Origin of the sequence: Sphaerimonospora thailandensis (assembly GCF_016863115.1) — a bacterium.
GTDB lineage: Bacteria > Actinomycetota > Actinomycetes > Streptosporangiales > Streptosporangiaceae > Sphaerimonospora > Sphaerimonospora cavernae.
Window position 1 is genome coordinate 51,247 of the sequence record NZ_BOOG01000002.1, and the last position, 12,385, is coordinate 63,631.

Consider the following 12,385-nt stretch of genomic DNA (forward strand, 5'->3'; position numbering starts at 1 on the left):
GGGTCACCGACGCCCTTCGGTGAGGACCGCGAACACCACCGGACCCGTGGTGTCCCGGAGCGTGGTGAGGAGTGTCGCTATCCTCAGGCGGCCGGACGCGAACACCGCCCACGCCCCATGCCCCGGCTCCGGCGGAGTCAGCGCGGCGTCTGCCCCGAGACCGGCGGCGCGGAGGCACTCGCGGGCGGCCAGCAGCCGGGCCTCCTCCACCGGGCGCCCCTCCACCGGGATGACCGCGCAGCCCAGCGGGACGGAAGCACCACCCAGCGGGACGGAAGCCTCGCCCGGCGTTCCGGGAGCGGCGGCGACGCACAGGGTGACGCCGGCTCCGTGGCAGGTCACCACCGTCTCGTCCCCCTGTATCGGGCTGCCCTGTACCGAACAACCCTGTACCGAATAACCCGATGTCGAATAACCCGGTGCCGGACGGCCCAGGGCCCGTCCGGCGGCCAGCGCCGCCCGGTCCGGCTGCCCGCCCCCTTCCGCGCCCTGGTCGACGGCGCCCTGGTCGACGGCGCCCTGGTCGACGGTGTCCAGATCGACGGCATCCGGCTCGACGGCATCCGGCTCGACGGCATCCGGCTCGACGGCGACCGCCACCCGGGCGCCCACCAGGTCCTCCAGCGTCCGCTCGATGTAGGGGCCGAGCAGCGGCGCCGCCCAGGGCCCGCTCCCGTCCTTCTTGCGTACGGCCTGCAGGTGCAGGCCGTCCCATCGCTCGACGACCTGGCCGTCACGGTCGCGCACCGCGATGTCGTAGACGTAGGTGTCGCCGTCGCGCGAGCGTTCCGTGGCGCAGTAGCGCAGTTCCCCCGCCTGCCGCAGGCCGGGATGTCCCGGGATCTGCTGCAGGCGGTCAATCCTGGTCGGCAGCAGCGTGGCGTCGGGCACGCAGACCTGGTTGCCATGCATCAGCGCGTCCCGCATGCCGGGGTCGCCGAGCACGAGGTCGCCGGGCAGGAAGGCGGCGAACCAGTTCCCGGGCTCGGCGGTGGCCACATCGGCGTCGACGTGGCGTGCCGCGGCCCGGTGGTAGCGGCGCAGGCGGTGGAAGCGCTCACCCTGGAACAGCACGTCGCCGTACATCTCGCCGGCCGGGTCGAGCGGCACCGGCGGCAGCCCCGGCGTGATCTGGTCCGGCGGCCCGTCCGGCACCGCCTCGGCGGTGAACCGTACGCGTGCCCGGAAGTGCTCCACCGCGAAACCGGTCTCCGCGGTGCGGATGGCGACCTGCGCGACGGCATCGCCGGTGACGGTCGCGGCTACGCGGATGGTCGTGTCGCCGGCCGGCGGCACGATGATCGGCCGCAGGAACTCGGCCTCCTCGATCACCGCGACGTCGTCCCGCCCCACCGCGGCGGCGGCCACCTGGGCCATCGCCTCCATCCCGAACACTGCGGGGAAGAGCAGGTTGCCGTCGAGGAGGTGATCGGCCAGATAGAGGTCGGTGCCGGCGTTCATCTCGACCTCGGTGACGAGCTCGACGCCGTGGTAGCGGATCAGCGGCTTGCCGATGAACCGCCGGAGCGGCAGCGCGGGAAGATCGCGGCGTACGGTGCCGACGCCCTCGGCCCGCCCACTGATCACGACGACGGACGGCGCGTCCGGGTCGGCGACCAGCCGCCGCATGATCTCCACACCCTGCTCGGGGGAGATCGGCGTGACGCCCTGCCTGGCCAGGCCGTCGACGACCGACAGCCGCTCGCCCATCCCCACGTCCGACCAGACCGACCACTCCATGCAGAGGGTCCGGCACCGCGGATGCCGCTCGGCGAACTCGCCGGTGATGTCGGCGAGCCACTCGTTGGCCGTGGCGTAGTGCGCTTCGCCGTGCAGACCGGCGCGACCGATGATGCTGCCGAAGGTCACCAGCAGGCGCAGGCGGCCGGGGTCGACGGCGTCGAGCACGTTGCGCAGGCCGTCGATCTTGGGGGCGAAGGTCCTGCGGAAGGCCGTCGCGTCGAGACCCGCGAGCCCGGCGGGCTCGTTGCGGCCGGCGCCGTGGAGCACCGCGGTGACCGGCCCGAGAGCCGTCTCCGCCTCGGCGACCGCCCGGCGCACCTGGCCGGGGTCGGTGACGTCGGCGCGGGCGTAGTGGACGGCCACGCCGGAGCCCGACAGCCGGCGGAGGTTGGCCGCCAGCTCGGCGTCGTCGGCGGGGTCGGAACGGCCGAGCACCACCAGCCGGGCGCCGGTGTCCACGGCCACCGCCAGCGCGCACTCGGCGGTGATGCCCTTGCCGCCGCCGGTGACCAACAGCACATCGGACGCGTCGAGCGGCTGCCGGGTGCGGGCAGGCCGTACCGGCATCGCCCGGAGCGTCGGCACCCGACGCCTCCCGGCCGCGTCGTAATGCACCTCCGTGAAACCGGTGGTCGCCGCCACCTCCGTGGCCACCCAGCCGGCCACCCGATCGGCCTCGGACAGGGCGGTCGCGTCGGACACGTCGGGCAGGTCGGGCACGTGGGGCACATGGACGACGGTGGTGCGCACCTGCGCCGCCTCCAGATGGAGGGTCTTGGCCAGCCCGGCCGCGCCCCGGCCGTGCTGGACCAGGACGAACCGGCCGCCGGGCGGGCCGACCAGGGCCGCCTTCGCCCCGGCCAGCGCCTGCGCCAGGTGCTCCTCTTCGCACTCCGGCGGCAGGCACACCAGGACGCCGGAGCCCGTCTTCTCGCGCTCGAGTGCCCGGCGCAGCGGCTCGGCCAGTGCCGACCCCGCGGGGGCGTGGACCTGCCAGGTCCCACTCTCCTGCGGCGTCACCCGGCTGGGCGGCGGCAGCTCGTCCAGGTCGACGGAGAACGGCCGGGCCCACGGCGCGGCTCCGGCCACCACCGGTGTGGCGGCCGAGTCACCGCTGCCGACCAGCTCGTCGAGCGCCTCCGCCAGTTCGCGCAGGCTCGCGGTGGCGAGATTGGTCGGCGCCTGCCCCGCCGGCACGCCGAGGCGCTGGGTGGCCTGATCGAGGATGTGCATGACCGTGACCGAGCTCAGGTGCAGCTCGTCGAGCGGGCGGCTGTCCGCGTCGACCATCTCCAGCGGCAGCTCGGCGCGTTCCGCGGCGAGCCGCCGCAACAGGTCGAGGCTGGACCCCTGCCCGTTCACCGGCGGTTCCCCGGCGGGCGCCGCCGTGTCCCCTTCCACCACGGACGCGGGCCGCCGGGCGGCGCCGGATATCCGTACCCGCGGCGCCTGCTCGGCGGGGCTGGCGAAGAACTCGAACTCGGCGCCGATCTCGATGGGCCGCACGAGGCGGCCGTGGAAGAGCTCCTCGTGGAGGATCGGCACGCCCCTCACGTAGGCGGCGCCGACCACCCCCAGCAGCCCGGCCAGCGACTCGTCGTCGGTGTTCAGGGCGACGGCGGGCACCTGGGTGGCCGCCGCTGCCAGGCTGCTGAGCACCCGGCCCGGGCCGACCTCGACGAACAGGTCGGTGTCCTTGGCCGCCAGCGCGACCGCCTGGGTGAACCGCACCGGGTCGGTGATCTGACGGCGCAGCAGGGCCGGGACGTCGGTGTCCCGCTCCAGCTCAGCGCCGGTGACGGTGGAGACGACCCGGCGCTCGATCGGGGCGAGCGGTTCGCCGTCGAGCCGCGCGCCGAAGGCTTCGGCCGCCGGGGCGACCAGCGGGGAGTGGAATGCGTGGGACACCGCCAGCGGCGTCCAGCCCAGGCCGGCTTCGACCGCCCTGCGGCCGACGGCCTCGACCGCGTCGGCCGGGCCGGACACGACCGTCTGGTCGGGGCCGTTGTACCCGGCGATCACCACGGGCAGGCCGGTAAGCAGTTCGGCCACCGCCTCCGGCGCCGCCCTGACACCTGCCATGGTGCCGGAGGCGCTGAGGTCGGCCATGGCCCGGCCGCGCTGGGCCGCCAGGCGGAGCACGGTCTCTTCCCCGGACGCTCCGGCACCGAAGACTCCGGCCCAGTGCAGGGCCGACAGCTCGCCCAGGCTGTGGCCCACGGCGACCTCGGCCTCCACGCCGAGCAGGGACAGCGCGCGCAGACCGGCCAGCGAGCCGGTGACGATGCGGGGCTGGGCGACCTCCGTCGCGATCATGTCGCCGGACGTCGGAAGCGCCGCCGCGGTGTAGACCTCCTCCACCTCGGTGAAGCGCCGTCGCAGCGCGCCGCCCCCGGTGCCGCGGCCCGAGCCCTGGCCAGGGAAGAGGTAGCAGATCCGGCCCTGCTCCTCGGCACGGCCGAAGAACGCCCGGCCGTCGGGGGAGAACAGGCTCGTCTCGCCGCTTTCGATGGTGTTCAGCACCCGCTGCAGCTGCCGCTCCGCGTCCTCGGGAGAGGACACGACGACGGCCGCGCGGTACGGCTGGTCGCGCAGGTCGCGCTGCAGAACGGCCGCCAGGTCTGCGAGCTGGGCGTACGACAACCGCGGCACGAACTCGGCGATCTCGGCGAGCCGCGCGTGCAGCGCCTCCGGAGAGGCGGCGTCGACCAGCAGCAGTTCCACGTCCTGCAGCGAGGCGGCCAGCATGCCGGTCCGGGTGGGCGGCCGGGTGCGCCGCCGCGGTCCGCTCCGCTCCAGCACCACGTGGGTGTTGATGCCGCCGAAGCCCATGGCGGTGACGCCCGCGCGTACCGGCCCGTCCGGCCACGGCTCGGCCTTGCGCAGCGCGCGCAGCGGCGCTCCCGCAGCGGTCAGCACCTGGTGCGGGTCGACGCAGCCGATGGTCGGCGGGAGCACCTGCTCGTGTACGGCCATGGCCGCCTTGATCAGTCCCGCCACCCCGGCGGCCGCCTTGGCATGCCCGATCATGCCCTTGATCGAGGTGACCGCGGCCGGTGGTGCGGCCGGGTCGGCCGCGGCTCTGGACTGCGACAGCGCGGTGAGTTCGGTGGTGTCGCCGACCGCTGTGCCCGTGCCGTGCCCCTCGAACAGGCCCACGCTCTCGATGCCGAACCCGGCACGCTCGTAGGCCCGCCGGAGGGCGAGTCGGTAGCCGCTGACCTCGGGCCTGGTTATGCCGCCCCGGCCGTCGGAGGAGACGCCCCAGCCCGCGACGGTCGCGTAGACCCGGCGGCCGGCCTCGATGGCCTCCCGCTCGCGCATGAGCACGACCATCCCGCACCCCTCCCCCGGCCAGAAGCCGTTGGAGTGCCGGTCGTACAGGCGCATCTCGCTCTTGGCCAGCGCGCCGGTCTTGGCGAACCCGATGATCTCGAAGGGGTCGATCGACAGGTCCACGCCCCCGGCGACGGCGACGTCCAGGTCACCGTCGATGAGGGCCTTGCACGCGGTGGTGACCGACAGCAGCGAGGAGGAGCAGGCGCCGTCGACGGTGTAACCGCCGCCGCCCAGGTCGAAGTGGTTGCAGATCCGTCCCGCGATGGTGTTGGACAGGCCGCCGGCGAGCGTGTCCTCGTCGACGGGCGGGAAGGGGCTCTTGTAGGCCGTCTCGAGGTCGGCGAGGAACGCGGCCAGTCGCTCGTCGTCCCAGCCGTGCTCCTTGAGTGAGGCGGCCACGGTGCGCCGGACGTACGGCCAGCGCAGCCGCATGACGTTGGCTCTGGTGAACTCCCCGGTGAGGGTGTTGCCCACGACGACGCCGGTGCGCTCGCGGGGCAGTCCCTCCCCCTGCGCGAAGCCCGCGTCCGCCAGCGCCCGGCCGGCGACGTCCAACGCCAGCCAGTGAGTGAGGTCGGTCGAACGGTAGGTGCTACCGGCGATCTTGTAGCCGATGCGGTCGAACTCGTAGCCCTCGATCACCGCGGCGGTGCGGGAGTAGAAGCGGTCCGGCACCGACGGGTCGGGGTCCCAGTAGTCCTCCAGGCGCATCCGCACGTCGGGGAGCCGGCGGAAGGCGCGGCGCCCGGCGAGTGCGTTCTCCCACAGCTCTCTGGGAGAGGCGGCGTCCGGGTAGACGCACGCCATGCCGACGATCGCGATCCTGCTCATACGGAGGCGACCTCTTTCTCCATGTTCCGGTCCCGCTCGATCGGGGCGAGGACGGTCGCGGGCTGCGCCTCCGCGAGGGCGGCCGCCGGGGCCGATGTACGGGCCTCCATCTCCCGCTGCTCACGGGCCTTGTCGACGAAGTGCAGCGCCCAGAAGAAGGCGCCGCGCACCGCGCAGACGGCGGCGGTGGCGAAGAAGATCGCGTACGCGATGTGCAGCGCGGTGAGCAGGCCGTACACGAGTGCGACCCCGCCGCCGAACGCGATCTGGGAGGCCGGCCGGGACGGGCTCGTCCCCGGGTCGGTGATCATGTAGTTGGTGAACAGCACGAAGGCGACGCCGGTCATCATGCCGAGGGCCGCGGGGATCGACGTGTCGAAGAAGACACCGCGCACGATCGCCTGCAGGGCGAAGACGCCGACCCAGGCCGCGATCAGCGGCATCCGGCCGGTGAGCTTGCCGTTCAGCATGCTCCCGCCGAGGATGATGAGCGCGGGGATCAGCCAGTCCACCCAGCCGTTCACGTACTCGGTGAAGTGGTAGGGCGGGGCGATGCTGGCCCAGGGGAAGAGCAGCAGGACGACCGCGATGCCGAAGTTCGACGGGTTCATGAAGTGGCGCAGCCTGCCCTTGACCGGCGCGCGCAGCACCCACTTGGCGCCGACCGCGACGACGACCCCGAAGACGAGTACGAGGATCTGGTCGTTGACGTAGATCAGCATGTTCATGGCGAGGCTGGTGATGTGCGCCGGATAGAGGAACTCCACCAGCCCGCGCGGCCCGTTGCCGAGGTAACGGGGCGCCCGGCCCTCCGCCCTGGCCCCGATGTGCTCCAGGCCGATCTCGGTGGTGTAGCCGACGGCGAGGGCGACGAGGGGCCACAGCCAGGGCTGCTCGAAACCGAGGAACACATAGCCGACGATGTTGAAGACCGAGATCGAGATCGCGAAGTTGCGTAGTGCGATCACCACTTTGGGGTCGCGCGGCGGCACGCTGGGCTTGTTCTCAGACATGTCGATCACTTCTCCTTGGCCTGGTTGCCGAGCGTGATGGTGTGTCGGCCCGGAGTCAGCAGGAGGTCCTGGTCACGCACCTGGCCGGTGCGGTCACGCCAGCGCAGGTGCGCCTGCACCGGCTCGACGACACCGGCCCCGAGCCCGATGTGCACGTCGGTGCTGCGCCGGCCGGAGTGGCCGCTGCTCCCGTCGACCCGGCCGATCAGCGTGCGGCCGTCGGCGGTCGTCACGGTCACCTGCGCCCCGGTGGCCGGCGAGCCGCTCTCCCGGAGCAGCCGCAGCGACAGGAAGGACCCGGGAGACGGGCTCTCGTTGTGGTAGAAGACCGGCTCGTCCCACTGCCTGGCGACCACGAAGTCCAGCCGGCCGTCGCCGTCGGCGTCCCCGGTCGCGATGCCGCGGGTCGGCACCGGTACGGCCAGGCCGAGCTCGGGAGCCAGGTCCACGTAGCGTCCGGCGGGCCCCTTGGCGAAGAAGCGCAGGGTCTGGTGGCCCGCGATGTCGTCGCCGGCCCGGACGTTCGGCCACGCGGTCGGGTTCCGCAGCAGGCCGTCGTTGGCCGTGGCCAGCTCCTGGAGCTGCGGCCAGCGGTCGGTCTGCCCCTTCACGAAGCCGGTGGCCTGGACGATGGCGGGCTCACCGCTGTTGTCGAAGTCGTCGATCTTGACGTCCCAGCCCCAGCCCGACCATGCCGTACCGGCCGGTCCGCTCTCGTCCCGCCACGGCGCCTCGCCGGCGCGCAGCCTGGCCCGCAGGTCGGCCTGGTCCCTCGCTGTCGAGACGAAGTGGAAGTTGCTCTCCTCGATGCCCCACGACGTGGTGATATTGCTGACGAACAGGTCGTACAGGCCGTCGTGGTTCAGGTCGCCGAAGTCGACGCCCATGCCCTTGAAAGAGTCGTGGCCGAGCGACTTCGACTTGGGGATCAGCGGGGTGCGCACGCCCTCGACGAGCGAGAACGTGATGTGACCGGGGGTGGAGCGGTTGTAGAGCAACCGGTCCGGGCCGAAGTCGTTGGCGAGGTACAGCTCGGGGAGCTGGTCGCCGTCCAGGTCGAGCGCGGCGGCGCCGAGCTCCCAGCCCCTGGACACGTCCTCGGGCAGGACGCCGTCGTGCCGCTGGAAGGAGACCGAGGGCGTGTCACCGGCCGTGGCCCCGGCAGTGGGCCCGGTCCAGCGGAAGAAGTAGTCCTCGCCGCCGTTGAAGGCGGTGGACATGGAGTCGTTCATCTGCACGCCGCCGCTGACGGTGGGATCGAGCACCGGGCCGTCGGGGAAGTAGTTGCCGATGAAGATGTCGTCATGACCGTCGCCGTCGAAGTCGGCCACGGTCGCGGCGTTGGTGTTCCACTGCGGGCCCGTGTAGACGCCGTCGACAGAGCCCGGCCCGGGCACCAGTTCGACCGGCTGGTAGGCCTCGGCGCTCAGCTTGGTCGCTCCGGGCTTGGCCAGGTAGACGATCGGGGTACGCCCCCACATGTAGACGAGCAGGTCGAACCGGCCGTCCTCGTTGAAGTCGCCGGGGACGCAGCCCATGGGGGCCATGTGGTCGTTCATCGGCAGCGTGCCCGGGTTCAGCGCGAACGGCTCGTACCGGCCGGAGCGCGCGTCGGGGACCGGCGTGACGACGACCTGGTCGATACGGGTGTCGACGAGGCACAGGTCGTTGGCGAGCCCGTCGCCGTCGAGGTCGTTCATCGCGATCGCGGCGCCGACGGAGGAGATCCAGGCGTCGATGTGCGTGTAGTCCTTGTTGACCTCGCGGATCGACTGCTGGGCGTAGCCGCCGGGCAGGGCGATGGACGTCGGCTTGAACGAGTACCGGCCCGCCGTCTCCGCCGTCTCGGCGGCGGAGTACGACGGCAGGCGCGCGATCAGGAAGACACTCGCGACCAACACGAGGGCGACGACGCCCGCCGACTGTCTGCGCAGCCGGCCAAGTATCGCGGTCACCGGGTAACACCTCCAAGGGAAACGAACTCTCCGGCGACGTGCTGCCGCCAGACCTCGTAGGCGGGCAGCTCACCGCCCTGAATCGGCTGCCGCGGCCGGACCCGATGGGTGACCATGGCCGCCTGCTCCGCCGTCGTGCCGCAGAAGATCTCGGCGGCGAGCGAGGTGTGCGGGACGAGCAGTCCCGCCCGCACCCTGGCCTCCGCCCCGAACGCGCAGCCCTGCGCGATCTGGGACCGGTGCGGGCCGGCGTCCGCCCAGAGCCGCCGCAGCTCCCGCTCGTCGGCGCCGCCCGCGTAGGTGGCTGCCAGCCCGACGCCCGCGTACAGGTCCGGGTGCCGGTGCTCGGGGAAGGCCGCGATCAGGGACGCGGTCCTGACCGCGTCGGTGCCGGCGACGAACCACAGGGCCCGCCCGATGCCCTGGTCGATCGCCCGGTTCGCGTAGGCCCGGTCAGCGGCCCGGGCGGCCGGAGAGGCGGCGCCGCCGGAAGGCCACGGGAAGGCCGGGTCCTGATGCTGCCGGTGCACGTACCGCTCGGTGTGGAAGTACGCCTGGTGGAATCCGTAGCCGTCCAGCACCAGCCAGCGCAGCAGCGGGTCGAGAGTGTCGGGCCGGGGCCATCGGAACCTCGGCGTGCGGGCCATCGCCCAGCCGATTCCCACATAGACCATGTAGATGTGGCGATCACCGCGCCCGGCGAGAAAGGCCTCGACCCGGCGCCCGCCGGGCAGCGGCAGCGCGTCGAGGACGGCCAGGCCCATCCCGGCGCCCTCGTAGGCGAAGCCTCGGAAGCGCGGGGGGACCCGCTCCAGGCGCTCCTCCGCCTCGGCGAGGGTCCGCGCCTGTACGGCGTCGCCATAACCGGCGAGGAAGGTCGCGCCGACCGTCTCCAGCAGCTCTCGGGACTCGGGGCTCTTCACGTGGAAACCACGGGTCGCGAGCTTCGTCTCCGAAATATCGGGGGTCAGGATCCGGCGCCTCAACGTCCGCAGAAATTCAGTCAACTATCTCTACCGCCCCTCCGATCGACATGATTTCGAGAAATTCGCGCGGCGGATATCGGAAATCGCGCGCACAGGAGAAAGTCAGGCGTGCCGGCCGCGCTGCTCCACCAATTCGAAATGGGCACGCACCCGGGACCGCCACTGTTCGTAGGGCGGCACCGGCCCGGGTGCGCCGGGCTCCACCGCGGTGTCGTCGGCGAGCGCGACGGCGTCCCGGACGGAAAGACCCGCCAGGGCGGAGGTGGCGACCTCGGTGTGCGCCGGCACGAAACCGGAGTGGTCTCTCGCCCTCGCCGCGAACACCACGCCCTGGGACAGTTCGGCGTGATGATCCCCGGCCGTCCGGCGCAGCGTCGCGAGGGCGTCGGCGCCGCAGCCGCCGGCGAAGGCGGCGGCCAGGCCCACCCCGCTCCACAGGTCCGCCTGCCGGTGACTCGCGAAGCGTCCCACCGCGGCGGCCACGTCGGCCGCCCGCGCGCCGTGGATGAACCACAGCGCCCGGCCGATGCCCTGGTCCACGGCCCGGGTGAAGTAGCCGGGCGAGTCCTCCCACGGGTACGGCTCGGGCACCCGCTGCTCGTCGACCCAGCGCCGCGTGTCGAAATAGGCGCGGTCGAAGCCGTACCCGTCGACCGCCAGCCAGCTCATCGTGGGGTAGTAGGCCGAGCCGGTCAGGTCGGGCATCACCTTGCGCCACAGCCGTCGCGGCAGCCGCGCCATGGCGAACCCGATCCCGATGTAGGCGAGGAAGATGTGCGGCTGCCCGGGCCCGAGCAGCAGCTCGCGGGTGCGGCGGCCGCCGCCCATCGCGTCGAGGATCGTGAAGGCCATCGTCGTGCCCTCATAGGCGAAGCCCCGCAGCTCCCGATCGATCATGTTCAGCCGGCGCTCGACCTCCCACTGGTCCGCGGCGTCGATCCCCCACTCGAACCCGCAGACCACCGACTGAGGAATCGCCTCCAATCGGCGGGTGGCATCCGACGGCGGCCCGGGAAAGCCCCGAGCTTCGAAGGTCACATCGGCCAATGAAGGCGCCAGCAGAAGCCTGCGCACGGAACCGAACAGTGTTGCCATGAATGGTTCTCCTCACCTACTGCCACACCATTCCATGGTCATATGTCGGCTACTGGGGCACATCTCCCGTATTGCGACACTCTCCAGCGGTAAAACACGGAATTAAACGCGGAAATGCGTGAGCCCCCGCATCGGCGGGGGCTCACAGGAGGCGGCGGTCACGACCAGGGGGCCATCGGATACCAGGGGATGATGTCGCGGCGGGCGAGCACACGCAGGTCCCAGTAGAGGAAGGTGAAGGCACCTGCGACGATCAGGGCGACTCCGGTCAGGACCGCGATCCGGGCCGGCCTGGCGGTCAGCCAGCCGTGCAGCCTGCCGCCGGCCAGATAGGTGAGGACGAGGAACAGCACGGCCATCACGACGATGTTGCCGAGGGACTGCAGGGTGAAGGCCGCGGCGCCGTACAACGGGTCGCGGCTCTCCGCGGCGCTGCGGAACATCTGCCGGAACAGCGGGAACGGACGGCCGATCAGGAAGCCGCCGATCAGCGCGCCCATGAACACCATCGGCGCGTTGGGAAACCGCCGCGCGACGCGCGCGAACGGGTCCGGTACGAGTCCCAGCGCGGCGATCCCGAGGTAGAACATCGCCAGCCCGATGGCGCCGAACACGACCATCGACTGGATCAAACGCGGCGGCAGGACGCCGGGAGCGACCTGTGCCGTCGAGAACTGCGGCATACGGGTGCCCACGAGACCGACGACCGCGCCGTAGACGGCGGACACCGTGACCATGCCGGCCGACATCCACCCCAGCGGTTTCAACGCGTGAGCGAGCCTCGCCCAGCACCGGCCGGCCGTGCCCATCATCGGCGCCACCACGCCGAATGCCGCGATGTTGCAGGCGGTGAATGTGCCGGCCAGCCCGGAGACGAACGCGAAGGCGACACCGGCCGCGACCCCGGCGATCGGCGTCGCCTTCGCGTCGTGCCCGAGCAGCGTGTTGGCGACGTTGTCCCCGATCGTCTGGTCGACGAACTCCGCCGACCAGACCACCGTGAGCAGGAAGCCGGCCAGACTCGCGAGCAGGACGATCAGCCCTCGCCTGCGTGGGACGTGCCCGTTGACGAACACCGAGGTCGCCGCGGCGGCGGCCTTCGGCGCCTCCGGACCGCCCGACGCGTCCAGCACGGTGTGGTGAGTTGCCATCTGGGATCCCTCCAGAAACGGGAACGGCTGTCTCCAGAGTCCGTGGGCAGCGAGGACCGGGCCACCTTCAGAATGCTCAGCCGAACGCCCGGCTGGGACGAGGAGATGCTCGACCGGCTGTCCGGCGAGGCCCGCTCGAAGGTCACCTTCACGATCGAGGAGGCCGCGCAGGTCGTGAAGCTCACCGTCGTGCACGACGGCTTCGAGCCCGTATCGGGCCTGGCCGAGATGGTCAGCTACGACTGGCCGAACGTGGTGGCGAGCCTGAAGCC

The 12,385-nt window shown here is 72.1% G+C and carries 6 protein-coding genes; all 6 read right to left on the minus strand.

Annotated elements, in window-relative coordinates; translation table 11 throughout:
- Positions 1-3: 3 nt before the first annotated feature.
- Positions 4-5,913 carry a type I polyketide synthase gene (locus Mth01_RS00375; RefSeq protein WP_204009529.1) on the minus strand — a complete coding sequence of 1,970 codons (5,910 nt, stop codon included), beginning with the start codon at positions 5,911-5,913 and terminating at the stop codon, positions 4-6.
- Entirely contained in the window at positions 5,910-6,926 is a 1,017-nt protein-coding gene (locus Mth01_RS00380; protein WP_204009532.1) for an enediyne biosynthesis protein, read from the minus strand. The genes Mth01_RS00375 and Mth01_RS00380 overlap by 4 nt, the downstream gene beginning before the upstream one ends.
- Positions 6,927-6,931: 5 nt before the next feature.
- On the minus strand, positions 6,932-8,881 hold the full coding sequence (locus Mth01_RS00385) for a CRTAC1 family protein (RefSeq protein ID WP_204009534.1): 1,950 nt from the start codon (positions 8,879-8,881) through the stop codon (positions 6,932-6,934).
- Positions 8,878-9,888 (minus strand): DUF1702 family protein, encoded by a 1,011-nt coding sequence (locus Mth01_RS00390; protein WP_239088892.1) that lies wholly within the window; start codon positions 9,886-9,888, stop codon positions 8,878-8,880. The genes Mth01_RS00385 and Mth01_RS00390 overlap by 4 nt, the downstream gene beginning before the upstream one ends.
- 81 nt (positions 9,889-9,969) lie before the next feature.
- Positions 9,970-10,962: a DUF1702 family protein gene (locus Mth01_RS00395; protein WP_204009536.1), complete on the minus strand. Its 993-nt coding sequence runs from the start codon at positions 10,960-10,962 to the stop codon at positions 9,970-9,972.
- A 158-nt stretch (positions 10,963-11,120) separates the two neighbouring features.
- Positions 11,121-12,113 (minus strand): hypothetical protein, encoded by a 993-nt coding sequence (locus Mth01_RS00400; protein ID WP_239088894.1) that lies wholly within the window; start codon positions 12,111-12,113, stop codon positions 11,121-11,123.
- Positions 12,114-12,385 lie beyond the last annotated feature (272 nt).